The organism is Kosmotoga sp. DU53 (assembly GCF_001639905.1).
In the GTDB taxonomy this organism is placed as follows: domain Bacteria; phylum Thermotogota; class Thermotogae; order Petrotogales; family Kosmotogaceae; genus Kosmotoga; species Kosmotoga olearia.
Window position 1 is genome coordinate 96601 of the sequence record NZ_JGCK01000071.1, and the last position, 26614, is coordinate 123214.

Annotated in this window: 29 protein-coding genes; 4 read left to right on the forward strand and 25 right to left on the reverse strand. The window is 41.3% G+C overall.

Features of this window, described 5'->3' with window-relative positions; translation table 11 throughout:
• Nucleotides 1-5 precede the first annotated feature (5 nt).
• The 12 genes from DU53_RS09985 to DU53_RS10040 are packed head-to-tail and all read right to left on the reverse strand — an operon-like array spanning nucleotide 6 to nucleotide 10367.
• Nucleotides 6-1457: a hypothetical protein gene (locus DU53_RS09985; protein WP_015869238.1), complete on the reverse strand. Its 1452-nt coding sequence runs from the start codon at nucleotides 1455-1457 to the stop codon at nucleotides 6-8.
• A gap of 12 nt (nucleotides 1458-1469) precedes the next feature.
• On the reverse strand, nucleotides 1470-2276 hold the full coding sequence (locus DU53_RS09990) for a TlyA family RNA methyltransferase (RefSeq protein WP_015869239.1): 807 nt from the start codon (nucleotides 2274-2276) through the stop codon (nucleotides 1470-1472).
• Nucleotides 2260-3012, reverse strand: a complete 753-nt coding sequence (truA, locus tag DU53_RS09995; RefSeq protein ID WP_015869240.1) for a tRNA pseudouridine(38-40) synthase TruA — start codon at nucleotides 3010-3012, stop codon at nucleotides 2260-2262. Before truA ends, DU53_RS09990 begins: the two co-directional genes overlap by 17 nt.
• Nucleotides 3013-3021: 9 nt before the next feature.
• The gene (locus DU53_RS10000) at nucleotides 3022-3624 is read right to left on the reverse strand and encodes a hypothetical protein (protein WP_015869241.1); all 603 of its coding nucleotides are present in this window, start codon (nucleotides 3622-3624) and stop codon (nucleotides 3022-3024) included.
• Complete coding sequence (locus DU53_RS10005) at nucleotides 3621-5270, reverse strand: phospho-sugar mutase (protein ID WP_015869242.1); 1650 nt, start codon at nucleotides 5268-5270, stop codon at nucleotides 3621-3623. Before DU53_RS10005 ends, DU53_RS10000 begins: the two co-directional genes overlap by 4 nt.
• A gap of 4 nt (nucleotides 5271-5274) precedes the next feature.
• Nucleotides 5275-5613 (reverse strand): YraN family protein, encoded by a 339-nt coding sequence (locus DU53_RS10010; RefSeq protein ID WP_041289032.1) that lies wholly within the window; start codon nucleotides 5611-5613, stop codon nucleotides 5275-5277.
• 8 nt (nucleotides 5614-5621) lie between these two features.
• Entirely contained in the window at nucleotides 5622-5912 is a 291-nt protein-coding gene (gene gatC / locus DU53_RS10015) for an Asp-tRNA(Asn)/Glu-tRNA(Gln) amidotransferase subunit GatC (protein ID WP_015869244.1), read from the reverse strand.
• A 2-nt stretch (nucleotides 5913-5914) separates the two neighbouring features.
• A complete protein-coding gene (gene galT, locus DU53_RS10020) occupies nucleotides 5915-6925 on the reverse strand; it encodes a galactose-1-phosphate uridylyltransferase (RefSeq protein ID WP_015869245.1) in 1011 nt (336 codons plus the stop codon).
• Nucleotides 6918-8345 carry a glycogen synthase gene (locus tag DU53_RS10025; RefSeq protein WP_015869246.1) on the reverse strand — a complete coding sequence of 476 codons (1428 nt, stop codon included), beginning with the start codon at nucleotides 8343-8345 and terminating at the stop codon, nucleotides 6918-6920. Before DU53_RS10025 ends, galT begins: the two co-directional genes overlap by 8 nt.
• Nucleotides 8345-8974, reverse strand: a complete 630-nt coding sequence (locus tag DU53_RS10030) for an MBL fold metallo-hydrolase (RefSeq protein ID WP_015869247.1) — start codon at nucleotides 8972-8974, stop codon at nucleotides 8345-8347. The genes DU53_RS10025 and DU53_RS10030 overlap by 1 nt, the downstream gene beginning before the upstream one ends.
• Nucleotides 8975-9763: an undecaprenyl-diphosphate phosphatase gene (locus DU53_RS10035; protein WP_015869248.1), complete on the reverse strand. Its 789-nt coding sequence runs from the start codon at nucleotides 9761-9763 to the stop codon at nucleotides 8975-8977.
• Complete coding sequence (locus DU53_RS10040) at nucleotides 9756-10367, reverse strand: CBS domain-containing protein (protein WP_015869249.1); 612 nt, start codon at nucleotides 10365-10367, stop codon at nucleotides 9756-9758. The genes DU53_RS10035 and DU53_RS10040 overlap by 8 nt, the downstream gene beginning before the upstream one ends.
• A 91-nt stretch (nucleotides 10368-10458) precedes the next feature.
• Here DU53_RS10040 and DU53_RS10045 point away from each other — a divergent pair, with 91 nt between their 5' ends.
• Nucleotides 10459-11589: a YfbR-like 5'-deoxynucleotidase gene (locus DU53_RS10045; RefSeq protein ID WP_015869250.1), complete on the forward strand. Its 1131-nt coding sequence runs from the start codon at nucleotides 10459-10461 to the stop codon at nucleotides 11587-11589.
• Between the two features lie 17 nt (nucleotides 11590-11606).
• Here DU53_RS10045 and aspC read toward each other — a convergent pair whose 3' ends face one another.
• From aspC to DU53_RS10095, 9 genes are all read right to left on the reverse strand, one after another.
• The gene (gene aspC, locus DU53_RS10050; RefSeq protein WP_015869251.1) at nucleotides 11607-12770 is read right to left on the reverse strand and encodes an aspartate aminotransferase; all 1164 of its coding nucleotides are present in this window, start codon (nucleotides 12768-12770) and stop codon (nucleotides 11607-11609) included.
• Between the two features lie 23 nt (nucleotides 12771-12793).
• A complete protein-coding gene (locus DU53_RS10055) occupies nucleotides 12794-13426 on the reverse strand; it encodes a hypothetical protein (protein WP_015869252.1) in 633 nt (210 codons plus the stop codon).
• Between the two features lie 218 nt (nucleotides 13427-13644).
• Entirely contained in the window at nucleotides 13645-14340 is a 696-nt protein-coding gene (locus tag DU53_RS10065; RefSeq protein ID WP_063728532.1) for a 2-phosphosulfolactate phosphatase, read from the reverse strand.
• Between the two features lies 1 nt (nucleotide 14341).
• Nucleotides 14342-14983 carry a histidine phosphatase family protein gene (locus DU53_RS10070; protein WP_015869255.1) on the reverse strand — a complete coding sequence of 214 codons (642 nt, stop codon included), beginning with the start codon at nucleotides 14981-14983 and terminating at the stop codon, nucleotides 14342-14344.
• A complete protein-coding gene (locus DU53_RS10075) occupies nucleotides 14980-17724 on the reverse strand; it encodes a DNA polymerase III subunit alpha (protein ID WP_015869256.1) in 2745 nt (914 codons plus the stop codon). Before DU53_RS10075 ends, DU53_RS10070 begins: the two co-directional genes overlap by 4 nt.
• Complete coding sequence (locus DU53_RS10080; RefSeq protein WP_015869257.1) at nucleotides 17721-18656, reverse strand: RluA family pseudouridine synthase; 936 nt, start codon at nucleotides 18654-18656, stop codon at nucleotides 17721-17723. Before DU53_RS10080 ends, DU53_RS10075 begins: the two co-directional genes overlap by 4 nt.
• Nucleotides 18625-19095: a signal peptidase II gene (lspA, locus tag DU53_RS10085; protein ID WP_015869258.1), complete on the reverse strand. Its 471-nt coding sequence runs from the start codon at nucleotides 19093-19095 to the stop codon at nucleotides 18625-18627. Before lspA ends, DU53_RS10080 begins: the two co-directional genes overlap by 32 nt.
• 63 nt (nucleotides 19096-19158) lie before the next feature.
• On the reverse strand, nucleotides 19159-19917 hold the full coding sequence (locus DU53_RS10090; protein ID WP_063728534.1) for a YebC/PmpR family DNA-binding transcriptional regulator: 759 nt from the start codon (nucleotides 19915-19917) through the stop codon (nucleotides 19159-19161).
• Nucleotides 19901-20572 (reverse strand): TIGR03936 family radical SAM-associated protein, encoded by a 672-nt coding sequence (locus DU53_RS10095; RefSeq protein ID WP_015869260.1) that lies wholly within the window; start codon nucleotides 20570-20572, stop codon nucleotides 19901-19903. The genes DU53_RS10090 and DU53_RS10095 overlap by 17 nt, the downstream gene beginning before the upstream one ends.
• A 76-nt stretch (nucleotides 20573-20648) precedes the next feature.
• Between DU53_RS10095 and DU53_RS10100 the strand changes: the two genes are divergently transcribed.
• The 3 genes from DU53_RS10100 to lgt all read left to right on the forward strand — a co-directional run bounded on the left by DU53_RS10100 (nucleotide 20649) and on the right by lgt (nucleotide 23489).
• Entirely contained in the window at nucleotides 20649-21146 is a 498-nt protein-coding gene (locus DU53_RS10100) for a metallophosphoesterase (RefSeq protein WP_148208034.1), read from the forward strand.
• 81 nt (nucleotides 21147-21227) lie between these two features.
• Entirely contained in the window at nucleotides 21228-22547 is a 1320-nt protein-coding gene (tig, locus tag DU53_RS10105) for a trigger factor (protein WP_015869262.1), read from the forward strand.
• A 60-nt stretch (nucleotides 22548-22607) separates the two neighbouring features.
• Nucleotides 22608-23489, forward strand: a complete 882-nt coding sequence (gene lgt, locus DU53_RS10110) for a prolipoprotein diacylglyceryl transferase (protein ID WP_015869263.1) — start codon at nucleotides 22608-22610, stop codon at nucleotides 23487-23489.
• Here lgt and rdgB read toward each other — a convergent pair.
• The 4 genes from rdgB to rlmN are packed head-to-tail and all read right to left on the reverse strand — an operon-like array spanning nucleotide 23437 to nucleotide 26614.
• Complete coding sequence (gene rdgB, locus DU53_RS10115; protein WP_015869264.1) at nucleotides 23437-24030, reverse strand: RdgB/HAM1 family non-canonical purine NTP pyrophosphatase; 594 nt, start codon at nucleotides 24028-24030, stop codon at nucleotides 23437-23439. The genes lgt and rdgB overlap by 53 nt on opposite strands.
• Nucleotides 24027-24674, reverse strand: coding sequence for a ribulose-phosphate 3-epimerase (gene rpe, locus DU53_RS10120; RefSeq protein ID WP_015869265.1), 648 nt, complete (start codon nucleotides 24672-24674; stop codon nucleotides 24027-24029). The genes rdgB and rpe overlap by 4 nt, the downstream gene beginning before the upstream one ends.
• Entirely contained in the window at nucleotides 24675-25586 is a 912-nt protein-coding gene (gene rsgA / locus DU53_RS10125) for a ribosome small subunit-dependent GTPase A (protein WP_015869266.1), read from the reverse strand. It abuts the gene before it with no gap.
• Nucleotides 25583-26614: a 23S rRNA (adenine(2503)-C(2))-methyltransferase RlmN gene (gene rlmN, locus DU53_RS10130; RefSeq protein ID WP_015869267.1), complete on the reverse strand. Its 1032-nt coding sequence runs from the start codon at nucleotides 26612-26614 to the stop codon at nucleotides 25583-25585. The genes rsgA and rlmN overlap by 4 nt, the downstream gene beginning before the upstream one ends.

Here is a 26614-nt window from a genome sequence, read left to right on the forward strand (position 1 = left end):
TCACCTCAATATATTCTCAGCGTGTGTATGAATGTTCCAGAAGAATCCACAGTTTCCTGATAGAGTATAGCTGAATCAACATTTAGACCGAGAATGTAGCTAAAGAGTTCCCCGAGATTCACGAAGATCTCAGCTATGTCTTCTGTCATGCCAAGATGTTTTAAAAAGGTATACTGTGGATCTTTAGTAAGGACTTTCCCGTTTTCTAGTCTTGAGAAATACTCGTTGGAATCCAGGGTTGTAACCACCAATTTTGAAGGTTGGAATATAAAATACAGTGTTTCGAAGAAATTTTCGAGCTTGAAGATTTCGATTTCATTATCTTCGAATCTTTCAGCTCCCCACTCCAGCAAGCGTTCCTTCTCTTTTTCCAGTTGTTCTGAGATGTTGAATTCCAGATTAATAACCGGGGAAGATTCCTCTGTGATAAGATCACCGTAAACTCTGACATAGCCGGTGCTCTTCATTGCGATGTCCCCCATAAGTTCTGCGAGTTCTCTATAGGATTCAAGATCCATTTCAAACCAATGGGAAAGTTCTCTTCTCAGGGTTTTAATGCTGTCGTGTGGAAAGGTTACAATAAAGTCTCCAAAAAACGGAGTGTCCAGTCCTTCTTTTCCATCAATTGAGCTTCTAAGGCTATCGAGATCTTCTGGATTTATAAAAAGGGTACTTTGTGAAATCGTAGCGGTCAGGGTGTGTCCTTCAGGTCTTGCAAAAAGAGTGGTGTCTTTTGTTTTGAAAGGTAAATGTAGACCGAAATTTATGTCGAATTTGTCGCTCTGGAAGTACCCGGTTATCCAGTACTGCGTACTCTTTTCTTGAAGTTCTTTAACTTTTTCTGAGACATCCACAAGTCTTTCAACTTTGCCATCATAAGCATCTAAAGCTTTCTTCAGTGATTCGCTGTTGTTCCCAAGAAGCAAGTATTCGTCCTTTATAGAATAAAAGAGTGTGCCTCCATTGCTTCTCAGTTCCCCTATTTTTTCACCAGGTTGTATGATTTTACTTGTATTGCTTAGCTTGGAGATTACCTCCAGAAGGACTTCTGGTTCGCTGCACTTCCAGACGACATAGAAGATCATTCCGTCAGATTTCAAAGTGCTTATAAGATAGAAGGGATCGAAGGTGAGAAGGTCTTCTAAATTCAGAGAGAAGCTTTCGCCAGCTATTAAAACTTCATCGCTTAGAGCCTGGTTAAATACCTGTTCACCGGAAACTCCGGAATCGAGAATGCCTTCGATGGTGCTGGTCATAAGACTTTCAATACCGGCTCCTTCATCTGCAAGATAGGTATAGAAAAAATTTGTGTTTTCTTTCAGAATATCTAGATTTCCTCGAGTGTCCCTCAATAGGAAAAAATATCCTGCACTGGATGGAACGAAATCCAGCGTTTCCTGAGCGATAGTAAAAATTCCAAGGAAAGCGATGAAAATAAAGACCAGGCTTTTTTTCATTTTATTCACCCATCATCTATCTAATATTTTGTTAAATGCTTCCGAAACAACCTCACTTACGATATTTAATTCAAATGAACTATCATTAGTTTTCCATTTACAGTACAGGAGATACTCTATATTCCCGCTTTTCCCTGCTATTGGTGAATAATCAAGCCCACAAACAGAAAAACCAGCATGTTCAAAAGTTTTGATAACTCTTTCGAGGATTTTATCATGAATCTCAGGATCTTTTACTGTTCCTTTTTGTACAAAAGCTGGTCCCGCTTCAAACTGAGGTTTCACAAGTGCAATACATTCTCCTTTTTCACACAACAGTTTTCCGAAAATCTCAACCACTTTTGTCAGCGAGATAAAAGATAGGTCGGCTGTTATCATATCTACATAACCATTCAGCATTTCAACAGATAGGTTTCTTACGTCTGTACCTTCCATTATCTTGACTCTCGGGTTGTTTCTGAGCGAGGCGTGGAGTTGGTTTTTTCCAACGTCAACAGCATACACAATCTTAGCACCTTTTTCCAGAAGCAACTGGGTGAAACCACCGGTTGATGCACCTATGTCACACACGCGCTTCTCTTCAGGATTTACCTGAAAAACCTTTAATGCTTTTTCAAGTTTCAGATAACCTCTCCCAACATAATCTTTGAGGTCATTGATTTCTATTTTGATATCTAAAGGCACTTTTTTCCCGGGTTTCTTAACAATCTTGCCGTTAATCGAAACCTTCCCCTGTTTGATTATATCGCTGGCTCTCGAACGGCTCGAGAAAAAGTTTCTTGCTACAAGCAATTCATCAAGTCTAAGTTTCAAACTCATCAAAAATCACCTTGTGAAGCACCAAGCCATGAGCAGGAGCTGAACTAGGAAGTTTTGATCTGTCCCGTGCTTCAAGGATTTCTTTTGTTTTTTTCGGTTCAATTCCACCAGTTCCAACTCTCATTAAAAGACCTACTATATTTCTCACCATTCTCCTGAGGAAGGAAATACCTTCAACTCTTATTAAAATGATGTTTTTCTGTAGCCTTAAAATCCTTATTCCTGTTATTGTTCTTATGGTGCTTCTGTCGTCATGACCGGTTCTGAAGGATGTAAAATCATGTTCACCGATCAGATATCTTGACGCCTGACGCATACGATTTAAGTCTACCTCATACGGAAACCACCAGAAATACTTCCTTCGAAAAAGATCCGGTTCTTTCGTATTCAGTATGTAATAGTGGTAAATCCTCTTTTTTGCCGCGAACCTTGGACTGAAGTTCGACGGGACTTCATGAATTCTCCGTACATATATGTCATCTGGAAGATTAGCATTTAAAGCATCTTTCATATGTTTGGGGGTTAGCCGGTCAAGGTTCGAGGTGAAGGCTATTACCTGACCGTAAGCATGTACGCCCGTATCGGTTCTACCTGCACCATCAGTTGGAATTTTTGCTTTATGTATTCGCTCAAGGGCTTCTTCAAAAACCCCTTGAACTGTCCTTTTGTTTGGTTGAATCTGGTATCCGAAAAAGTTACTGCCATCGTAAACTACAACCGCTGCAAATCGCTTCATGACTTCACCTCAGACCCCTTCAAAGAAATCCTTCATTTCGGTATAGGTGTAAACTATGGCGGATAAATCCTTTCTCAAACGGTTCAAATCCCCTCCGTAGGTGTTCCACAGTATTTTGGTTACAAAAATCTCCACATACCTCATGAGAAAAACTTCAAGGGATTTCCGATCTCCCTCGACTTCTGACTCTTCAAAGATTTTGATGAGCCAGTTACTGAAAAAATGTTCCTCGAAAGTCATGATGCCCCTTTCGTATTCTTTCAGCATCGTATAAACATCTTCTGTTATTTGTCTTAAAGAGAAAAACTTAGATATTGTCTCGATCGTTTCGAAATCGAAATACGATTCAACCGATTCGGGAAGTTCTGTTGAATATTTGAAATACAACAGATTGACATCACTGTGTTTCCTTTCAAAAGTAATCTTTCTTCTTATAGAACATTCGAGAGAATATGCGCTAAGGCATGTCCAGTACTTCTTTTCTAAAAGCTCCTGTGCCTGTTCTTTAGACCAGGTTGTCATCAGGCCCGTTTTGGTTCGAAAGTCAAAGGTGGCTCTTTTCGGTGAACAATAGGAATTATCATCGTATAGAATGTGTGCGTATCTGTTCATCTTCCAACAATCCTCTCTACCAGATCTGTGAGCTTCTGGAGTTTTTGAGTGCTTTCCTGTTTAGAATTTCCTCTAGTCATCAGATAAAATTTTATTTTTGGTTCTGTTCCAGAAGGTCTGACGATTAGTTTCAAATCTTCTTCAAAGGTTAAGGATATTACGTTGGATTTGGGTAACCCTTTAATCCCTTCTAAGTAATCCTCAAATTTCAGGAGCCTGTGTCCCGCCACTTCTGACGGAGTTTTCTCCCGTAAAGAGTTCATTATGTTCGATATCTTTTCAAGCCCTTCAATTCCTTCGTAAGTGAAATTGAGGAGTTTCTCGTCGTAATAGCCATATTGCCTATAGAGCTCCTCAAGATACTGCCATAGGGTGATCCCGCGTTTTTTTAGAACTGCTGCGACGGTTACAACCAATGCGGAAGCGACAACAGCATCCTTGTCTCTTGCATGCATTCCATAGAGGTAACCATAGCTTTCTTCAAATCCAAAGATAAAGTTCCCGGTTTTCTTTATTATAGATTCCTCAATAAGTTCTCCTATGAATTTGAATCCTGTGAGTGTTTCACGGGTTTCAACGTTGTAGTTAGAAGCTATTGTTTTGGCCATATCAGTGGTAACAATGGTTTTCACTATAAAGGGTTTTTCAGGTAATTTGTTCTTGAGAGTTTCCAGCAGATAGGCGGTGAAAATGACCCCCACCTGATTTCCAGTCAAAGCTTTGTAACCTTCCCGTGTTTTGCATACAACACCCATTCTATCAGCATCTGGATCGGTTGCAATTACAAGGTCTGCGCCTTCTTTTCCGGCATACCTTAGCGCTAACTTAAAAGCCTCAGGATCCTCCGGGTTGGGGTACTTCACCGTTGGAAAATTCCCATCGTGAGTGAACTGTTCTTCCACTTTGATAACCTCGTGTCCTAATTTTTCAAGAACTTTTGTTACGTAATCGCGTCCCGTACCGTGCAAAGGGGTGTAAACAACCTTAAGACTTTCTTTTGCACTGAAAAGTTCTTCCATTAGGTTAATTATATGAGCAGTGTATGAAGATATAACATCTTCAGGTACTGGAGAGATCAATGATGAGTCTTTTTGTATATCATTGAAGAAGTCATTGGCATTGACTTTCGTTATTATCTGATTAGCATATCTGGGAACAGCCTGTGTACCGTCATGGGTATAAACTTTGTATCCATTGTATTCCGGTGGGTTGTGACTCGCGGTTATAACGATTCCTCCACTACATTTTAAAGTTCTCACAGAGTAACTCAGGAGAGGGGTGGGAGCCGGGGCTTCAAATAGATACACCTGAATTTTCTTACCTGAAAGAATATTTGCTGCGGTTTCTGCAAATTCTTTCGACATTTTTCTTGTATCGTACGCGATAACAACGGATGGATCACTGTATTGAGATAGCAACCAATCTGCAAAACCTAAAGTAGCACGAGAAACGGTATGAACGTTCATCCTGTTGGTTCCAGCTCCGATTTTTCCGCGCATACCTCCTGTGCCAAATTCCAGATCTTTGAAAAAGCGTTCTTTAATTTCGTTTTCTGGAAGGCTCTTTAATTCCTGAACAAGTTCAGCCGAAGCATTTTCTAGCCAACGCTGGTATTCCTGAAGTATTTCCTTTTCTGTTCGTATCATATTACTACCACCTTCCAACACCTTTTAGATGATTTATCTCGCCGTTGGATAAAACCTCTATCACGTCAAGACGGGATTCTTCGAATTTTGGTGAAAAGTCTTTTATGTATTTGTAAGCTGCAAGTTCCAGACGCCTTAACTTTGCGCGGTCAACCCTCATTCGTGGTGGAAAATCCGGATTGCCGCCCTTAACTTCCACAAATACTAGTGTCTTTCCTTTCCTTGCGACTATGTCCAGCTCTCCAAAAGAATAGCGAACATTTCTTGCGAGTATTTTGTAACCCTGCTTTTTGAGAAACTTGCTTGCTCTTTCCTCAAATTCTTTTCCTTTTTTAAGAGACATGTCGTCCATTAGTAGATTTTGGGTACCTTAAGGTATCGCCCTTCTTTTTTCGGGAAGAGCTCGATCAGGGAATCAATGTGTTCGAATTTTCTTGCTCTATCTTCCCGAGGAGTCATTGAGTTTTCTATAGGAGATACCATTTCTTCGATATCATCAACATTCACTTCATCGAGAGTCGACATATAGTTTAGGATCTTTTCCAGTTCTTCCATGAGTTTTTTTCGTTCCTCATCCGTTAGTTCAAGTTTTGCAAGATTTTCCAGGTGAGAAATCAGTTTTTTATCAACTTTGATCTTCATTTCTATTCCTCCTCGATGGAGACTTCTCGAAGGTATTTTGCCGCGTGTTCTGGCGGAACGGGATTTATATAGAATCCGGAACCCCATTCGAATCCGGCAACCCGGGTCAATCGTGGAACTATTTCAAGGTGCCAATGATAGTAATTCTTTCCTTCTATACCGGAAAATCCTGAGTGGAGCATAAAATTATAAGGCGGGTTGTCCAGAGCCTTATAGATTCTATAAAGCACTCTTTTTAGCATAGAAGCAAAGCTTTCAACTTCTTTTTCATCTATATCTCCAAAATTATATTGGTGTTTTTTGGGAAGTATCCAGGTTTCGAATGGAAATCTTGCTGCGAAGGGTTCAAAAGCCACAAAATCATCATTCTCTTCCACAAGACGGGTTCCTTCGAGCAGTTCTTGATTAACAATATCACAAAAAACACAGCGTTCCTTGAACCCGAAATAGTCGCGAGCTCCCTCCAGCTCCTCGACAACCCGTTTGGGAATTATCGGGGTTGCTATAAGTTGGCTATGAGGGTGCTGGAGAGAAGCTCCGGCTTCTTTACCGTGGTTTTTGAAGATCAAGACATAACGTATGCGAGGATCATTTTCAAGGGCCTTGAACCTTTCCAGGTATGCCCAGATAACTTCCTGAACCTGTTTTTCAGGCATTAACGCCATACTGGTATCGTGTTCTGGTGTTTCTATAATTACTTCGTGTGCACCAAATCCTCTCATGACATCATACATGCCGTGACCGAATTTTTCCGGTTTTAAGTTAGGATCGAGAGCCGGAAATTTATTTGAAACCACTCTCACCCACCATCCAGGTGAATCTTTTTCAGTGTTTGCGGGACGAAAAGCCATTATTTCCGGTGGAGTGGTGTGTTCGTTACCGTAATCAAAGGGGCAAAAAACGGATTCGGTTTTCTGATCCTGTTGTTTTTTAAAATCGTTTGGTCTTTTGGATCTTTCTGTTGCTATAATTACCCATCTTTTTATTATTGGATCTTTCCTGAGCTCAGGCATTCAAGATATCCCTCCCGGAATTCAACACATGTTTGTATAGTTTTATGTATTCTCTTGCGGATTTATCCCAGGAACAATCGGTATTCATTGCATTCAGCATCAGTTGGTTCCACAGGGTTTTGTTTTCGTAAATCTTGATAGCTTTTTCAACAGCCTCTAAGAGTTTGTCTGGGTTGTATTCCTCAAAACCAAATCCGTTTCCTTCGAGCGTTTCGGGGTTGAATTCTTTTACAGTGTCGCGAAGCCCACCGGTAAAGCGAACTACGGGAATCGTTCCGTATCTCATGGCGAACATCTGCCCCAGGCCACAGGGTTCATAGCGTGACGGCATCAAAAACATATCACTTCCAGCGTAGATCTTTTGAGCAAGATCTACATTGAAGGTAATGTTTGCAGAGACCTTTTCGGGGAACCTTTCACCCAGGGATTTGAACAGTCTTTCGTATCTTTCCTCACCTGTTCCCAATACAACGAATTGAAGATCGTTGCTTAGAATCTTTTCAGCAGCGGCTTCAATAAGATCGAATCCCTTTTGCTCGACCAATCTGGAGATCAAACCAATGACAGGAACATCGATTACGGGAAGCCCGAGTTCTTTCTGTAAGGCTATCTTGTTTTCTTTTTTCTTTTCCAGTGAATTTATATCAAAGTTCACGGGTATTCTCTTATCAGTGGCGGGATTGTATTCTGAATAATCGATCCCATTCAAAATACCGAATAACCTGTCGCTTAAGGCTCTCAAGGTTTCGTCCAATCCAGCACCATATTCCGGAGTTTGAATTTCTTTCGCATAAGTTGGACTAACTGTACTGATAGCGGTTGCGGTAACGATTCCGGTTTTCAGAAAATTAAAAGCACCGTTTTTTACAGCTTTCCCTTCTTGCCAGAGTTTTTCCGGCAAGCCGGTTTTGTAGAAATAACTTTTATCGAATTCTCCCTGATAACCAAGATTGTGGATGGTTAGCAGCGTTTTTGGTTTTCCGTTGTAAAATGCAGAGATGTAAGCTGGAATTAAAGCCGGTTGCCAGTCGTTAACATGCAACAGGTCAGGTTCCAGGGTTTCAGCGAATTTCACCACAGCATCGGAGAAAGCGATGGCTTGAAGTGCCAGATCTGTTCCTTCATAAACTTCGTCGGAATCTATAAGCTGGTCGTTTTTGAAAAGGAAAACAGGAACGCCGCTTCCAGGAAGAGGGGTTTTGTAAATTTCAAAACTGTATTTCTCCGGCAGGTGTTTTGTAGTTATTACAATTCCTGTGTTTTCTATATTGTCAGCTTTCACTTTTTTGTGGAAGGGCATAGCTATCTGTACACTTACACCTTCTTTTTCCAGATACTTAGGCAATGAGCCTGCAACATCAGCAAGTCCGCCAACTTTAGCTAAAGGATAGACCTCGTATGAAACGAACAGGATTTTCACTATCCATCACTCCTATTCTTGAATAAAGGAAAATCATGCGAGAAGACAACCACATCGGCTTTTTCAAATAACTCAAGCATTATCTTAGCGGCTTCATCTTTTCGCATGCCTTTTCGCATTTCGTGATAATGGAACTGTCTATCACAGATATCGCCAGTGAATAAGACGGTACCTGCATTATCAGTCTCAACAAGTAAAGAAACATGCTCTCTTGAGTGGTACGGTGTCTCAATGATCTCTATACAGTCCCAAAGTTTGCCAGATTCAAAGGTGGAAACCCTCTTCCAGCTTTTCATGACTTTATCGTACATCCTTCCGATTATCGTTCCAAAAGCGATGTATTTTCTTGTGGCGTAATTTTTGTGAAGGTGAACGGTGGCATTTGGGAAGAAAATCGAATTAAAAGCGTGATCGAGATGAAAATGTGTGAGTATTATGTCAGTAACCTCATCGGGAGACACTCCAAGTCTGTTTAGTGCGGTTTCAAGCTCTTTCAGAGAAGGATAACCACCTGGATCGACTATCACTGTTTTTTCATCATCGCGCAGCAATGCGGCAGAACTAGATGGTGCATCGATCTTACCGGGAACATAGACGGAACTCCCAGCAAACAGTAAATCGAAGCGCACCTAAATCCCTCCCGATATTGATAAAACAATCAACGAAACAATTATACAGTAAAAGGCAAAACCTCGCAGTTTCCCGTGTAGAACGAATTTTTTCAGAAGCCATAATCCTACAATGCCCGCAAAGAAAGCGGCAATGAATCCAGAGATTGCGTAGGGAGTTTCAGTTGATACCTTTGAAAGTTCAATAATTCCTGCCCCAAAGGTTACAGGCAGGCTCATAAGAAAAGAAAACCTTACAGAATCTTCTCTTGAAAGTCCAAAAAGAAGGGCTGCGAAAACGGTCATACCACTTCTGGATATTCCGGGAAGAATAGCAACTGCTTGAAAAAGACCTATCATCAATGCGGTGTAAATCGTTAAATCGAGGATCTTTTTGTTGCCGTTGAATCTGTCAGCTAATATAAGGAAAAAGGCAGTTACCAGAAGCATCAATGCCGGAAAGACGATACCAGAAAAAGCTTTGTCGATCTGACTTTCGAAACCTAATCCCACAACAACCGCCGGAAGTGTGGCAAACAACAGCAATGCGATCATTTTCCAGGCAGTACGTTGTTCATTTTTCTTGAATACACCACTGATTATTTTCCAGACATCTTTGTATGTGAAAAACAAAACAGCAAAAAAAGTGGCGAGATGTAGTAGTGCAAAAAAAGCTTTGAGAGTTTCCGTTTCTAAATTAAGATTCATCAGTTTTGAAATGACTGTAAGATGACCAGAAGAAGAAACGGGCAAAAACTCGGTGAGCCCTTGAACGATACCGAGGAATGTATATTTCCATAACTCAAGCACAGAATCCCTCCTCTTCTGTTACCGTTTCGAAGCTTATATTGTTGCTTTGAAGAACTTCAACTATCTCTTTCAAATTTGTTTCATCGGTTCGAATTATGACTCTTTTCTTAGATTCGCCTTCTGGAGAGGTAACTATGGACAAGATGTTGATCTCTTTTTCAGCCAGAACATCAACAACTTTTTTCAAAACCCCTGGTTTGTCGTCAAGGAGGAGGGAGATTCTTGATCCTTTTTGATCCATTGCAGTGAACTCCATTAAGGCTTCAAGAATATCGAAAACAGTGAGGACCCCCTTCAGTTTCATATCATGTGAAACAACTGGAATCACGAAATCGTGGCTCTCAATTAGCAGCAAGATAGCATCTTCGATGTAGTCTTCAGCGTAACAGTAATAAGCTGGTTCTTCAAGAAGTTCCTTTATTGGTTTTCCAGGGTCTTCATTCATTAGTTTACTGGCCCTGGTCATTCCCGCGAGTTTTCCTTCGTCATCGTGAGCAACAACGACGGCAACCTCGTAAGTTTCGCATTCTTCAAGAACTTTACCGACAGTATCCTTCTTGTTAAAGGTTGGGTATGCACGATTTATCCATTTCTTCACAAACATATTCTCGCCTCTTTTCCTTTATATTTCTTTGATATGATACAATAATCCAGTAGCGGGGTTCAAGGAAAAAACGGAAGGAAGGGTTAAAAACATGTATCAGTGGATAGTAAAACTATTAGAACTTTCGACCAACTTATTTACAATGTATCGCTGGAACAATCTACCAACGATAATGAGAACCAACGAGGCCCAGAATGCCTTCATTTCTGCTCAGTTCTCCCTTCTGATGTCAGAACTCGCCAACCTTGGCGGTGAAAAAATCAACGAACAAAACCTTTTAAAAAGGATTCTTTTAAAAGAACTTCCTAAATGTGTGCTCTCGGATATTTCTGTGGATACGAAAGTTCTTATAAAGGAATTTGCTCCAGAAAAATGGGACGCTGTTTTCAGCACCGCTGTTGAAGAGGTCGTTTCTATTTTACCAGAAAAAACAAAAAAAGATTTTTCAGAGACAATTCTGAACGCCAGGGACGAATCTCCTGAAGGCAGGATAATCACCGTGGCAGATTTGTTATCTGCAAAGCTCGAAGCGGAGATTCACTCGCGTTTCTTCCCTGAATTTTATGAAGAACCTTTGAGAAGGCTAAAAGAAACACTGAAAGAATTCAATGATTTCCAGCCGTATAAGGCATTGGTAAACAGTGACTGGTTCGAGAATTATAGACGTGCGTTGATTGTGTTACTGAGTGCTGTTAGGTGGAACAGGCTCAACAGAAACGTGAAAACAACCGTTGCGGGACATTCTTTCTATGTGGCAATTTCAGGTTTTCTGCTTGCTTACACGGAGAACCAGAACGGAAATTCGGTGGACCTGGTTGAGGTGGTTAAAAGGACGTTGTTTCATGATATTCCTGAAAGTGTTACCGGCGACATCATAACTCCAACGAAGAAAAAAGTTCCAGGATTTGAGGAAGTTATATCCAGGGTTGAGGAACATATGGTTAATCAAAGGATCTTTGATTCAATGGATTCTGAACTTGTGAAAAAACTAAAGCCCAGAATATTAGATCCTTTTGCTGGAAAAGAGGGAGAAATGGTAAGATCAGCGGATCTGCTGGCAGCCATTGTGGAATGCCTTATGGAAATTGAAACCGGAAACAACCAGCCTGCTTTCAGAAGTGCACTGAACTCCATGTTGGATCAATTGGCTAAATCAGAGTTCTCCAGCGTCAGATTTGTTTCTGAAGATTTTAAATGGGGCCTCAGATGGATGGGAAGATGAACAAATAGGTTTAATATTTATCTATCAGATTTTTTCAAAAAACCTTCGAACCTATCCAGCCCTTTTTTCAGTGTTTCAATTGAGCTCGCATAAGAAAGCCTTATAAATCCTTCGGCGTTGAAAGCGCTACCGGGGATCATTCCCACTTTGGCTTTCTCAAGAAGGGCAATAGCGAAGCTCAGGGAGTCCGGGTACGTTTCAGTCAAATAATCTCTTATGTCAATAAAAAAGTAAAATGCTCCTTTAGGATGAGAGAAGGGCACGCCTATTTTTTTCAACCGAGTTTCTACGTATTCCCTTCTCTTTATGAATTCTTCAAGCATTTCACTTATGTCGACCCCGAAAGCTTTTACAGCGGCATATTGAGTCATGGTATTCACATTGGAAGAAAGATGGCTCTGAATCTTAGCTATCTGTTTTGCGAGGGAGTGTGGAGCAGCCACATAACCAATCCTCCACCCAGTCATAGCATAGGCTTTTGAAAAAGCATTTATCACTGCTGCACGGTCTTTCATTCCTTCGATAGAAGCGATACTGAAGTGCTTTTCATCGAAGGAAAGTTTTTCGTATACTTCATCTGAAATGACGAATATATCCTGGGATTTTGCAAGATTCGCCAGTTCTGTAAGAAGACTCTCTGGATACATTGTTCCGGTCGGGTTGTTTGGAGAATTTATAATCATAGCCCTGGTGCGAGGCGAAATCGCTTTTTCTATGTCTTTGATTTTCGGCAAGAAATCATCTTCCATTTTTGTCCCTACAAAGATAGGAATTCCTCCGCACATTTTAACCTGTGCACCATAACTAACCCAGGCAGGAGCAAAGAGAATCACTTCGTCTCCCGGGTTCAGTATTGCTGAAAGTGTGTTGTAAAGAGCCTGTTTTCCACCGTTGGTTACAATAATTTCGTCTGGAGAATAATTCAGATGGTTTTCCACACGCAGTTTTTCAGAGATTTTTTCTCTCAAAAGAGGTATTCCAGAAGCGTTGGTGTATTTGGTTTTACCTTCTCGCATGGCTTCAACGGCAGCTTCTATTATAGGTTTAGGGGTTGGAAAATCTGGCTCGCCAGCCGTGAGCTTTACCACATCTTCACCCTTTGAAAGCATTTCGAGGGCTTTCTGATTGAATTCGAGGGTAACGGATGGTGAAACAGAGGTAATGGAGTTTGAAAATTTCAATCTTGGCACCTCCAGGTTTTGAGCTACATTCTATTCAATGTATCCAATATAACAAGGACAACGTCATTGAAGCTATCCTTCCTGAAGAGCCTTGCTCCTGCTTCTTTTCTGCGTCTGCCTTTGATTATCGCGGAGCAGACAACAAGAAGAATGTCGTTGAGACCATATTGAATGCGTTCGATAACCTCAACCCTGAAGCTGGGAATTGACTCTCTTATCGCTGCCACGGTGGCTTCCACCGCTGCTATGTACTTTTCATCGTCATCTATATCTACAATAGAACTTCCAGTTAGTACCTTTCCATCATCATCCACAGTCACGGTTATCGTAAGTTTTCTTCGATTTGTCTCTATTCTTACTGAAATCAAATTGAACCTTGCGGAAGGAATTACATCGGTACTCTCATAATGGGAGGCAAGACCCTCATCCTCATCTGCTGCTATTTGTGCAACACTAACTATCTTTCTGTCAATTCTAATTCCAGAAGCAGCATAAATAGCCGTTTCAACATCTCTAACGAGCTGTTTTGCAGGCTTCTTAATATCCGCCAGAATGTGAATTTCTTTTGGTTCTCCGTCGCTGTCTATAAGCACCTTTGCTCCTCTGACACCTGGAAGCTTTGATACGATTTCCTCCAACGCGATCTTTCTTTCCATAGTCTAACCCCCTTAGACCGTCATAATATAAATGCTATCAGAAAAGAAATACCAGCAAATATACCAGCGATTGCCAAAAATCTAAATCCTTTTTTGTCATAGCTCTTCGGCTTTTTGCCTTTTCTCATACTTCGCGTTCCTAGCTCAAAATATATAAGGCTGATCAGGAAGGCAACAATAGCCGCAATAAAAAAAGCAGCGGAAACTGCGCGCAATTTCTATTCTCCTTTCGTTAGTGCCCCATCAACCAGAGTTGGTAAAACATTAAACACATTAATTTTAGCACAAAAGGCAACGTCTTTTTCAAATCCAATAGAAACCAATCTGGTACCATGGGAAGAAACCTGAGACAGTACTTGTTCTATTCTTTCAGAGTTCCTAAGGTAAAGGTTTAATGCGATTTTAGCGGCATCTGTGAGTTCCGAAACATGAGAGACCTCGTTGACAATGTATCCTGCACAAAGAGTGTCTTCGAGTGAAGGATGACCATCGGATCCTGCGCAGATAAGTTGCGTGTCTTCACCTAGTTCCAGTATTTTATTTACCACTATTCCTGCATTTAGAAATGAGGCTGTAAAGAGTCTTTCTGATTGCATACTTTTTTTGATAGCAGTTGTACCGTTTGAGGTAGTCAGTATTAACTCGCTACCCTTCTTTAGTTTTAGAAACTCCAGCGGTGAATTCCCAAAGTCAAAGCCCTTTATTTTAACGCTGTTTCTTTCGCCAGCCAGGTAAGCCTTTGGATGAAGTTTCTTAAATACCGCAGCTTCTGAAAGATCGCCAGCGATGTATATTTTTTCAACTCCTGACGCTAGAGCAACAGCAATACTGCTGGTTGCCCTTAAAACGTCGATGACTACCGCAACAGGCGCGGTGATTTCTTCGTATGGTATAAAATGAACGTGAAGCTTCATGTTACCTGTTTTCGATGGCTTTTTTAGTATCCACTTCGAGGTGGAAATAGTAGTTGAGGGTATCAACTACCCAGCCAAAGCGCGAATCGTAATCTAATATGGTAACAGAACAATTCCAGAGATTGAATTTTCTGTGTTGTTGGATAGGTATGTTAAGAACCCTGCAGAGAAGCAGCCTTATCCACAATGCATGAGAAACGATGATTATATTGCTTTCGTCAGACAAAGAAGAAGTAATTGTCTTGAAAGCCCGAACAGCTCTTTTCTGTACCTGATTTAGCGATTCTGTGTCCGGGATCTCAGCATCAGGATTTGTTCGCCATTCCTGAAATTCTTTACCATATTTTTCAAGTATCTCTTCAATCTTCAGTCCGCTCCAGAGATCCATTCTACATTCTCTCAGTTCCTTCATTTTTATAGGGGGTTTTCCGAAGCGTTCACCAATTATCTCCGCGGTTTCTGCTGCTCTGGAAAGATCGCTGGAATATATGGCTTCTATCGATTCAACCTTGTCTGCCAGAAAATTTGCTGTCAGGGTGGCGTCTCTTATACCGATAGCGCTTAGAGGAACGTCAGAGCTTCCCTGCCATTTCCCGGTAAGATTCCATTCTGTTGAGCCATGTCTGACTATGTAAACTCTCATGATTCACCTCCAATGACTATTTCATCAACTTCAAAATCTCTGGTTTTCATACCATGTAGTTTTATTTTTTTGCCTGTGTCAATGATGAGTGTGTTTTTTTCGGATGCTTTTTCAAGATGGTCTATAGGTACCGGTCCGTTTATTATCCTCGTTACTGTATGTATTTCACTAAAAATCGATTTTTCTCCAAAATGTCCCTTTTTGAAAACCACGAAGCCTTTTTCTGGAACGCGAAATTTTACTGGAAGAAGGGTTCGCCCATCGGTTATGAATTTTTTTCCGCTAGCATTTATCGCAACGAAAGCAGCAATTCCTGTGCAAGAGCCAGCAACCAAGGAAGTCAATGTTCCGTCAACGAAATCTTTGTTTTTTTCATCAAGTTCTACCTCAAATTCCGTAAGGTTGAATCCGAAGGTTTCAAATTCCATGGCAGCTTTTTCAACCAGTGACTCCATTTCTTCAGTTATTTCTTCCTCCTTGTACCCAAAGACTTTCAGAACGGATTTCAGGTCAGGATCAACGCCGGAAAGGGCATTGTTTATGTCTTTGAGCAGCTTGATCCTGCTTCCGTATTGATCAAAGAATCCTGTTTTTATTAAGAATTCGAGATCAGCGGCAGTGAGATAATTACGATTTTTTCGTACGTAAGCAAAGAAGTTTTCCTCCTTGGGTGGTTTGGAGGTATCTATCTTTGTTAGAGATGGTCTGAAATCACCCGGTACAAGGATTATGTTGTTTCTATTTCCAGGGTTAAAAATTGAGAACTTGAGTCCCAATTCCCGGGCCTCTGCCGCCGCACGTAGTCGAGAACCACTATCCATCAACGGGATCAGAAGTTTGTAGAAGAGTACGGGATTATTTGCCTTATGATAAGCGATCCAATAGGATAACAATGAATAAGCGATGCTATGGGACTTGTTGAAGCTGTATCCAGAGAAATCCCTCAGAAACTCAAGATATTTGCTTATTTTTTCAGAATTTTCCGGACTTCTTTCTTGAACAACTTCAGCGAGCTTTTCAATGGTTTCGGTATCTTTTTTAGATAACGCTCTACGAAGAAGTTCACCTTCTTCTGGTTTGAGCTTCAGTTCAGAAATGGCCAGTCTTATTACCTGCTCCTGGAATATGAGCAATCCCAATGTATCTTCCAGAGAAGCAATGTGCTCTCCGGCTGTGTAATTTCCAATTGCCTTCAAGAAACGTCTTCGTCTTATGTATTCTCTTGTTATCCCGGAGGATATAGGGCCGGGTCTGTTCAGGGCAATTCCAATTGCGAGGTCCTCGAGGTTTTCAGGAGAAATCTTTTTTATTATTGCTGTTGCTTCATTACCTTCAATCTGGAAGATTCCCGTGGTGTAACCCCGGGAAAGAATGGCGAAACTTTTTCTGTTATCGGGATTTTTGTTCCATGGTTCTTTTCCTTCGCATAATTTTCTTAAGAGGGAAAGATTTCTCAATCCCAGTAAATCAACCTTTTGAAATCCCAGATATTCGAGGGATTTCATGTCCCATTGCGATATGTATATTTCATCGCTTTTCCTGAGGGGAATGATGGTTCTCAGATCTTCTTCTGAAAGTATTATCCCGGCTGCATGTACCGAAAGAGTGCTATAAAGTCCTGATAGCTGGTTTGCGAATTTGAAGATTGAAGTCATGCGTTTATCTTTTGACAGAGAAGATGGCAGAAATTTTCCATTTCTGCTCCAGGAGATAAGGTTGCGAATTTCCGATTCGGAGACTTTCATCTTTCTTGCGAGGGCTCTTGCGGCGGACCTGAAAGAAAAGGTCCCCATGGTTTGTATAAGGCAGACCTTTTCACTGGAGAAATGTTCAGTGATTTTATGAATCAACTCTGGCCTTTTTTCATCTTCAACATCGAGGTCTATATCGGGGAAATCTTCCCTTGCTGGATTCAAGAACCTTTCAAAGTAAAGATCGTATTTCAGAGGATCTACAGCCGTGATTCCAAGGGCTCTAACGAGTAATGAACCAACGGCAGAACCTCTTCCGGGCCCTACCCAGCACCCGATACTTTTTGCCAGCTTGACTATTTCAGCAATAAGAAGAAAATAATCCTGAAATCCTTTGTCCTGAACTATTTTGAGTTCCTTATCAAGTCTTTCGAGATATTTCTTATCTGTTATTCCAGCCTCTTTAAGGCCTTCAATGGCAAGTGCCCTTAGTTCTTCTATTGTGGTGTGAACTGGAATTTTATGTTTGAATCTGGGTAATTCAAAAGGTTCTTTTAGTGCCGATTCTAGAACGCCGATATTCGGTTGGATGATTTTTTTGTATTCTTCTTCGGTTAGAAGATGGTAATCCGCTTCGGGGATATTTTTTTCTCCAAGTGAAATATATATTTTAAAGAGGTTTTTTTGCCTGGGATCCACATACCTGCTTTCCCATACAGGAATCTCCGAAGTCTCATCCAGATTCTTGGGTACTCCCTCGATGACCACCACATCTTCTGGAGAATCTGTCAGTTCATTTTCCAGAGCTATTAGTTGTAAGAAACCTTGAGACGACGTCGGGATGTAATACCTGGTTTCCTTTTTTAGTCCAGGAATAACATTAATCCCCTGTTCTTTGAGCATTCTGAACCAGAGAATCGATGAGGATAGGGAGGAATCTATGAGTATACAAGTATCGTATCCTTCTTTTTTGAGAGCAAATGCCGTTTCTTTAGGATTCAGAATAGAAGCGTAAAGCTCATGAGAGGTGACAACAAAAGCGACCCTCATAATTGTTTTCTCCTTAACTCAAAAAGGTTTCTGATGACCTTTAGCATATCTTCTGGAACGCGTGCGACAAAGGTCATTTTTTCCCCTGTCCGGGGATGGTGGATAGATATCTGCAAGGCATGGAGCATGTGCCTTTCTGCCCCAAGTATAATATCGTCTTTGTGTCTTCCATACAATTTATCACCGAGTAAAGGATGGCCTATTTCTTTAAAATGCACCCTGATCTGATGTGTTCTTCCTGTTTTGGGCTTTGCAAGAACCAGAGAGGCTATATTTCCGAAATAGGTGATCGTTTTGAAGAGCGTGTGAGATTCCTTGCCTGTGGCTGAAACAGTCATTTTTAATCGGTTAACTGGATGACGTGCTAGAGAGAAGTTTATTTCTCCCTGAAGGGGTGTTTTTCCTCTGGCTATTGCGAGGTAATATTTTTCTGTCGTTCGTGCTTTGAACTGTTGTACAAGAGAATTATGTGCTCGGTCGTTTTTTGCAACAACTATAACCCCGCTCGTTTCCTTATCCAATCTGTGAACAATACCTGGTCTCATAATTCCGCCAATACCCTGTAAATCATTACAATAATTCAAAAGAGCGTTGACGAGTGTTCCAGAGGTTTTATTGTGAACGGGGTGCACTATCATATCCGGAGGTTTGTTTACGACAATGATGTCGTGATCTTCGTAGATTATATTTAGAGGGATGTTTTCGGGTTCCACAGTACCGGGTTCAACTTTTTCTGGAAATGTATAAGTCACGATGTCGCCGCTTTTCACACGATAACTGGCCTTTTTTTTCTCCCCGTTTACTAGAACTCCTCCATCTTTTATATGTCGTTGAATTGCGGTACGTGAAACCCATTGAGGAGCCTTTTCAGAGAGAAATTTATCCAGTCGCCATCCGTCTTCACGATTGGTTACAATCTGTTCTTCTGGCACTGTGTTCCCTCCGATAGTATAGGAACAAAAGAAGAATTGTTCCAAGAACGATAGACGTATCGGCCACATTAAAAACAGGCCAGTACGGGAGTTCTATAAAATCAACAACATAACCAAGTCTCAGGCGATCTATCAGGTTTCCAAGAGCACCACCAATGATCATCCCGAAGAAAAATTGCTCTATTTTCGAAAGTCTGTTTTTGAAAATAACCCCGAATATGAGAAGACCAATGATAATTGTGGTAGAAATTGAGGCAATAAGGATCCCCTCTACTCCGCTGAACATTCCAAAAGCGACACCCCTGTTGTGAACGTAACGGAATCCGAGAATTTTTCCCAGAATGTCTATACGCTGGAAATAATTCATGCTGTTTTCCACAATACGTTTTGATAGCTGGTCCAATATGACCACCAGAACGATTCCAAAAGAAGAAAGCAACTGTATCACCTCGGGAAAGTCATTTGAAGACTCAAAGCCGCCTCTTTAAGAGGCGGCTGAATGTTACTGCATTTTCTCCATCAAAGCTTCCATTTCGGAGTCATCCATCTCGAAGTTTGCGTAAACTTCCTGTACATCATCGTTATCTTCGAGGACATTTAGAAGCTTCAAAAGTTTTTCAGCGTCGTTACCACTGACAGATACGGTGTTCTTCGGGATATAGGTCAGTTCGTAAGAAGCCGTATAACCGTTTTCTTCCAGTGCGTTTTTAACATTAGATGCTTCCTCAGGAGCAGTTATTATTCTAACAGGATCCTCTTCATCCTGAATGTCTTCGGCGCCGGCGTCAATTGCAAGAAGCTGAAATTCATCCATGTCAGAAATCTCGGATCTTGGGACGGTTATAACACCTTTTCTTTCGAACATCCAGGCAACACTACCGCTTTCAGCCATGTTCCCACCGTGTTTGGAAAGCAGATGCCTGATTTCCTGGGCCGTCCTGTTTTTGTTGTCTGTGAGAGCTCTTATAAGCATGGCAACTCCACCGGGAGCGTAACCTTCATATAAAGCTTCTACGAAGGACTGTCCTTCAAGTTCTCCAGCACCCTTTTTGATAGCCTTTTCCATGGTGTCTTTCGGCATGTTGGCAGCCTTTGCTCTTTCTATGGCGGCTCTAAGAGCATTATTCGTGTTTGGGTCTGTTCCGCCTTCACGTGCGGCTACCATTAGCTCCCTTATTATTTTGGTGAAGATCTTGGACTTCTTTGCGTCCTGGGCCATCTTTCTGTGTTTAATATTCGCCCACTTATTGTGACCTGACATGCTTTTTCCCTCCTATATAATCCAGAATATTAGACGTGGGTACACCATCTTTATAAGCTTCAAGCACAAAAACATAAATTCCTTTTTCAGAAAGGCTCTTTTCTTTGCTCATTATTTTTATAAGATGCTGATATGACAATGATTTATCCATCGGCTGGAAATATTTTACCATAAAGTAGTTCCTCAGCGCTGAGACGGAAAGATGTTGATACGTTTCTTTAGCTAAAAAGATTTTCCGAGATTTCTTCGTTTGTTTGGTTATCTCTGTAGCTTCGGAAAAACGAGATGGATCGAAGCAGTTTTTTGGCAAGAACAAGAAATATTGGTAGGAATCAGCTACGGAACGCAAATCAAATTTTTCATCAACCTCCCAGACTTTGAGTAATGATATCCCAAAAGGTGCCGCTTTCGAAATCCTTTCTGTTATATCAGTAACAGGGCTTTCTGTTTCTATGGTCATATAGATAGCTGCAGTAGCTACCCCGGTTAGAACAGCGGGTAAATAACTCAACTTTATGTGCGGGTGGTATCCTTTTGTAAAAGACAACGGAAGCTTTGCGCGTCGAAGGGTTCTTTCAATGGCCGTACTTGTCTCCTGGTGGGAAAGATACCTTATAATACCTCCCTTAACCATTCGCAATACATATTTAGGCAAAGATCCCATCTCCAATTCAAAATTTAGTAAAAACAATTCTCTAAAGGCACTTCACTGCAGTATAATTGTATGCGAAATGTCCAAATTTTACAATGGTGGTGAAAGTATGTGGTTGGTGATGGCAGATTCTCATGATAATCTCGAGAACCTGGAAAAAGCTGTTCGGATCGCTGAAGAACGGAGAGCGAGTGTTATATTTCATTGTGGTGATATAGTTTCTCCTTTTGCCGCTAGAATCCTGGCAGGATTTAGCGGAGAACTGTATGTGGTTTTTGGAAATAACGATGGTGAAGTCTTAGGGCTAAAGAGTATACTGGGAGATGCCATAAGAAAAGGACCATATGAAGTTGTGGTGAGCGGAAAAAAGGTTATGCTAATGCACGAGCCCATATCCTTCAATAGATTAAAAGATCTCGACTATGTATTTTATGGGCATACCCACGAATTTGATATTTTTGAGGAAGAAAAGCCTTTTATACTCAATCCGGGCGAGAGTTGTGGTTATCTCAGTGATAATGCAACGTGTGTTTTGCTTGATGAAGAGACAGGTGAATTTGAACTCGTGGAATTATAACCTTCGTTTAACCGATAGAATAGAATTGAAACGTATAATCGACAGGCAAGAAAGCTGAAAAAAAGATAGGAGGGTTTCTTTGTGGAGAAAAATGTTGTTAAGGCAGAAAAGAACGTGGAAATAGTTGAATTTACCTTTGGACCGGATGAGATCGCTGAAGCGGAAAATGAGATAGTCAGGTATGTAAACAAGAACTACACGATACCAGGATTCAGAAAGGGTAAAGCTCCGAAGAGAATAATTGAGACCTTTTTCGGTGAAAATTTCAGAGATATGGTTCTGGAAGAACTTTCCAGGAAGATTGAGGATACTCTCAAAGATGAAGAACTTTTTATTCCTGCTGTCATTGCTGACCGAAAGATCGAAGGTGATGTTGCTGTCTTCGTAGTTGAACTTCACCGCGAGCCAAAGGTTGAACTCAAGGATTACACTGGCCTGGAGTTGTCCGTTCCCAAGCAGGAAGAGGTTCTCGCCAATTACGTGGATAACAAACTCGAGGAGCTTAGAAACGAAGCGGCTATAGTTGAACCAAAGGACGGGCCAGCTGAAATTGGTGATGTTATTAACATTGAGTACACGATAGAAAAGGATGGCAAGATAATTGCCGATCATAAAACACAGGAAATACTGATCGTTGAAGATGATGACAGACCCATTGTTACGAACGTAATTGGAAAGAAAAAGGGAGATATCGTTGAATTTGACAGAACCTTTGAAAACTCAAACAACAAATACCATTACAAGATAGAAATTAAGGAAGTCCTCAAGAGAACGCTTATGGAACTTAATGATGAATTTGCCAAAAGTGTTGCCTCTGAAGTGAACACCCTGGAGGAACTGAAGAAGAAACTGGAAGAGGAAGGGCTCGAGGCTTTCGAAAGCTGGAAGAAAGATTTCCTGCGCCAGCAGGTACAGGATAAATTAGCAGAGCTTGTTGAACTTGAGATTTCTGAAAAAACACTGGACTATTTTGTCAATAGGGCAATAGAAAACGCAAAGAAAGAGAACACTTATGATTCTTATCTGAAGCAGGCTGGCAGTGAAGAAAAGCTTTATGAAGAATTCAAAACGGGTATTCTCAACGAATTGAAAAAGAACACAGCCATTGAGAAGATAGCAGAAAAAGAACAAATCGAAGTAACCGATGAAGAGGTTATGAAGACCGCAGAAGAACTTTCGACCTATTGGGGAATTTCACCGGAACGTGCAAAAGAGATTGTCAAAACCAGAGAAGATATTAGAAACGATATTGTAGAGAACATACGTCGAACGAAAGTACAGGACCTTATCGTGGAAAAAGCCACAATAAAAGAGATTAGTGCTGATGAACCCGTTGAAGAACAGAAAGAGGAAGAAGAAAAGGAAGAAGCAGGTTCGGAGAATTCAGAAAACAAAGAGTAAGAGATAAAGAATATAAACTGCGTGCGGAAAACCGCACGCAGTTTTAATGGGGGGATTTTTTTGAAAAAGAGGAGAATTATTCTTGGCGTATTTTGTGCGGTTGCAGCTGTTGCACTTTTTTTCTTCCTTAAAGTAACTTTTTCCGGTGAACTCATCGTTGATCCGATAATAGTAACCATAGGTCCTTTCAGTGTGAGATGGTATGGTGTGCTTATCGCCACCGGGATTGTTCTCGCCTATATCCTTGGAAGGAATTTCGCTTTGAAGGAAGGTATTAAAGAAGATTATCTGGTGGAAATGGTATTTTGGGGAATAATCGCGGGAATAATCGGTGCCAGATTGTATTATGTTGCTTTTAATTTCGATTACTACCGTGACAATCCCATAGAGATTTTCAAAATATGGAACGGTGGTCTTGCAATCCATGGGGCTTTCTTCGGAGGGTTGTTCGCGGGATTTCTTTACACCCGTTTGAAAAAATCGGCGGGGATCCGGTTCTTTCAGGCTTCGGATATTTTTACGGCTGTTTTGCCTCTCGCCCAGGCGATAGGCAGGTGGGGAAATTTCATGAATCACGAAGCTTACGGTGCCCCAACAGATCTACCGTGGAAGATGTTTGTTCCCCGGGGATACAGAGTGCCGGGATACACGCAGTATAAGTACTTTCACCCAACCTTCTTATACGAAAGTCTCTGGGATATATTTGTATTTATCGTTCTGTTCAATTACATGAAGAAGCGAAAGCGGTACGGTGAGGTAACGGGATTGTACATGATACTCTATTCCATGGGTAGATTCGTCATAGAAGGATTGAGGCTTGACAGCCTCTATGTCGGTGAGCTGAGAACCGCAAAGCTGGTTTCTGTGATTCTGATGATCGTGGGGTTGATCATATTCTTTCATGCAAGATATAGAGGTGAAGAAGTTCGAAGAGTCTCTTGAAAGCCCTCGAACGATGGCTTATTCGATTTTTTATTTCTTCCCCTAATTCGCCGAAGGTTTTCTTATAACCTTCGGGAATGAATATAGGATCGTATCCAAAACCTTTGTTGCCTCTTATTTCTAAGGCTATTGTGCCCTCTACCGTTCCTTCGGCTGCGAGGAGGATGAAATTTTTCGGATCAAAAAAGGTTGCGGCGCATCGGAAACGTGCGGTTCTGTTTTCGACGTTCGCAAGTTTTTCGAGGATTGCTTGCATTTTCTCTTCGTAAGAATGCTCTTCCATGAAACGCGCAGAATGCACGCCAGGGAAACCGTCAAGCGCATCGATTTCGAGGCCGGAATCATCTGCTATAAGGGGAACACCCAAATTTCGAAAGGCTTCAACTTTTTTTATTGAGTTTTGAATGAAGGTGTCTCCGTTTTCATCGATGTTTAAGGACACATCAAGAGATGTTATACTCTCTATCTCAACGCCTTCTGGGGCTATTTTTTGTATTTCCAGCAATTTATGGGTATTCCCGGAAACAAGATAAACTTTCATTTTTTCAACTCCTTGACTTTTTGTATAACCTCTGCAGGATTTTCGGATCTGAAGATAGCGGCTCCCATGATGAGTATATCTGCCCCGTAATCGACGACTGTCTGTGCATTTTTCAGGTTTATTCCACCGTCAACAGCGATCCTGAAATTCAGACCTTTTTCCTTCCTTAAGTGATCAAGCTTGGCAATTTTTTGAGCTGTTTCGGGAATGAAGCTTTGGCCCGTGAAGCCAGGGTTAACTGTCATGATAAGAACACCATCGACAAATTGTATGATCTCTTCAAGCGCAGATACGGGTGTATGGGGATTAACTGCGACAAAAGCTTCAACGTCGAGGCTTTTAATTCGATCGACAAGTCTGTGAAGATGCCTTTCAGCTTCTATATGAACCGCGAGTATTGAGGCACCGAGATTGGCGAATTTCTCTATGTACTGTGATGGATTGTCAATCATGAGATGAACATCCAATGGTGGTGTGTCCAGCTTATTAAGGGCTTCCATTATAGGTGTCCCAAAGGTTATGTTGGGGACGAAAACCCCGTCCATGACGTCCACGTGAATGAAATCGGCATCTTTGATCTTGTCTATTTCAGCAGAAAGGTTGGCGAAATCCGCCGCCAGTATGGAAGGTGAAACCAGAGCCATTTATCTCCTGCCTCCTTTGCGTCCTTTTTTTCTTTCGGAAAGCTCATTATACATCTTAAGGTAACTTTCATAACGACTCATGGGAATATCACCGGTCTCAACAAGCTCCTTTATGTAACATCCCGGTTCTTCAACGTGTACACAATTTGAAAAAGCACACATACCTTTATGTGCCGAGATGTCTCTGAAGAAATTCTGAAGTTCTTGGGGTTCCATATCGTACGGAAGTTCAAGAGAAGCGAACCCGGGAGTATCGGCTACGTATCCTCCAAAGTCGAACTCGAGGAGTTCTGAATAGGTTGTGGTGTGCTTGCCTCTGTCTAATCTTGTGGATATTTCCGAGGTTTTTAAGCTCAGACCGGGGTTTATAGCGTTCAACAGGCTACTTTTTCCTACTCCGGACATTCCAGCCATGGCAGAAACCTTACCCTTGAAGATTTCTTTGAGGAGGTCTATATTCGTTCCTTCCTTTGCGGAAACCTCAAGAATGTTGTAGTACTCACCGTAGATATGATAAAACTTCTTCAACGGATCACGGGACGTGAGGAGATCCGTTTTGTTTACTACTATTACCGTTGGCAAACCGCTGTGTTCAGCGAGAACGAGGAACCTATCCACGATATACAGAGGAACAGTAGGCTCTTTCAAACAGGTTACGAGTATTATCTGGTCGATATTGGCTATCCTCGGTCTTAAAAGCTCGTTTCTTCTGGGAAGAATATTTTCCACTCTTCCCATCGATTCTGTTGTCTCAATGAACTCAATAATGTCGCCTACTATCGGTCGAATTCCCTGTAGCTTAAAACGTCCTGGCATGTTGCAGATGTACCTCTTTTTGGTATGCAAGTCAGCCACAACCATTGTTCTACTACCAAATCTGATAACTACACCCTTTTTCCTTTTTTCAGTCAAGCTCTCTCCTCCTGAAGATTTTTTCTTCTTAATTGACCACATGCTGCATCTATGTCACTTCCTTTTTCTGTCCTGATTGCAGCTTCGATTCCGTGCTTTTTCAGTTCTATCGCAAAACGTTCCACTTTTTCTCTGGAAGGTCTTTTTAGGGTTGGAACAACGGGATTAATCGCGATGATGTTCACGAATATCTTGAGGTGCTTAAATAATTTTGCCAGCTGTTTCGCGTCTTCTATTGAATCATTTATACCATCGATGAGGATATATTCAATGGTGATCCTCCGATTTGTTTTCCTCTGATAATATTCAAGAGACGCCATGAGCTGCTGAATGTTGTATCGTTTGTTTATCGGCATCAACATGCTTCTCTTTTCATCTGTGGCTGCATGCAGTGAAAGTGATAATCTTACGTCCATTCCTGAATCAGCGAGTCTTATGATTCCTTCCGGGATGCCAGCAGTTGAGATGGTGAAGTGCCGTATTCCAAGGTTTCTTCCCGCGGGCTCATGCAGGATTTCAATGGATTTAAAAACGTTGTCAGTATTTAAGAAAGGTTCTCCCATCCCCATGAATACGATGTTGGTAACATTTTTTCCCATGGATTTTTCCATAAAGATGACCTGCCCCACTATTTCTGAGACGCTGAGATTACGTTTAAAGCCACTCATTCCTGTGGCACAAAAGATGCAGCCGAGCTGACAACCAACCTGTGTGGAAATACAAAAGGTTGTATGATCAGGATGTCTCAGTATTACCGATTCTATAAACTCACCGTCATGCAACTTCCAAAGGAATTTTTCAGTGCCGTCTATTTTTGAAAGACTTCTTCGAACTATTGTCATTTCAGGATATCGAAAGGTTCCAGACAGAAATTTCCTGAAATCTTTCGGAAGGTTCGTCATATTAGAGAAATTGAGAACCTTCTTTTTATAGATCCAATCGAATATCTGAGAAGCTCTATATTTTTCATAACCTTCATCCACAAGAACTTTTCTTAGTTCATCCAGTGTCATCTCCAGCAACTGCAT

Excerpts from the sequence above, each read along its gene's own strand:
- DU53_RS09985 (WP_015869238.1), bottom strand. The coding sequence starts at position 1,457 with ATGAAAAAAAGCCTGGTCTTTATTTTCATCGCTTTCCTTGGAATTTTT.
- DU53_RS09990 (WP_015869239.1), bottom strand. The coding sequence starts at position 2,276 with ATGAGTTTGAAACTTAGACTTGATGAATTGCTTGTAGCAAGAAACTTT.
- truA (WP_015869240.1), bottom strand. The coding sequence starts at position 3,012 with ATGAAGCGATTTGCAGCGGTTGTAGTTTACGATGGCAGTAACTTTTTC.
- DU53_RS10000 (WP_015869241.1), bottom strand. The coding sequence starts at position 3,624 with ATGAACAGATACGCACACATTCTATACGATGATAATTCCTATTGTTCA.
- DU53_RS10005 (WP_015869242.1), bottom strand. The coding sequence starts at position 5,270 with ATGATACGAACAGAAAAGGAAATACTTCAGGAATACCAGCGTTGGCTA.
- DU53_RS10010 (WP_041289032.1), bottom strand. The coding sequence starts at position 5,613 with ATGTCTCTTAAAAAAGGAAAAGAATTTGAGGAAAGAGCAAGCAAGTTT.
- gatC (WP_015869244.1), bottom strand. The coding sequence starts at position 5,912 with ATGAAGATCAAAGTTGATAAAAAACTGATTTCTCACCTGGAAAATCTT.
- galT (WP_015869245.1), bottom strand. The coding sequence starts at position 6,925 with ATGCCTGAGCTCAGGAAAGATCCAATAATAAAAAGATGGGTAATTATA.
- DU53_RS10040 (WP_015869249.1), bottom strand. The coding sequence starts at position 10,367 with ATGTTTGTGAAGAAATGGATAAATCGTGCATACCCAACCTTTAACAAG.
- DU53_RS10045 (WP_015869250.1), top strand. The coding sequence starts at position 10,459 with ATGTATCAGTGGATAGTAAAACTATTAGAACTTTCGACCAACTTATTT.
- DU53_RS10055 (WP_015869252.1), bottom strand. The coding sequence starts at position 13,426 with ATGGAAAGAAAGATCGCGTTGGAGGAAATCGTATCAAAGCTTCCAGGT.
- DU53_RS10065 (WP_063728532.1), bottom strand. The coding sequence starts at position 14,340 with ATGAAGCTTCACGTTCATTTTATACCATACGAAGAAATCACCGCGCCT.
- DU53_RS10070 (WP_015869255.1), bottom strand. The coding sequence starts at position 14,983 with ATGAGAGTTTACATAGTCAGACATGGCTCAACAGAATGGAATCTTACC.
- DU53_RS10075 (WP_015869256.1), bottom strand. The coding sequence starts at position 17,724 with ATGAGGGTCGCTTTTGTTGTCACCTCTCATGAGCTTTACGCTTCTATT.
- DU53_RS10090 (WP_063728534.1), bottom strand. The coding sequence starts at position 19,917 with ATGTCAGGTCACAATAAGTGGGCGAATATTAAACACAGAAAGATGGCC.
- DU53_RS10100 (WP_148208034.1), top strand. The coding sequence starts at position 20,649 with ATGTCCAAATTTTACAATGGTGGTGAAAGTATGTGGTTGGTGATGGCA.
- rdgB (WP_015869264.1), bottom strand. The coding sequence starts at position 24,030 with ATGAAAGTTTATCTTGTTTCCGGGAATACCCATAAATTGCTGGAAATA.
- rpe (WP_015869265.1), bottom strand. The coding sequence starts at position 24,674 with ATGGCTCTGGTTTCACCTTCCATACTGGCGGCGGATTTCGCCAACCTT.
- rlmN (WP_015869267.1), bottom strand. The coding sequence starts at position 26,614 with ATGCAGTTGCTGGAGATGACACTGGATGAACTAAGAAAAGTTCTTGTG.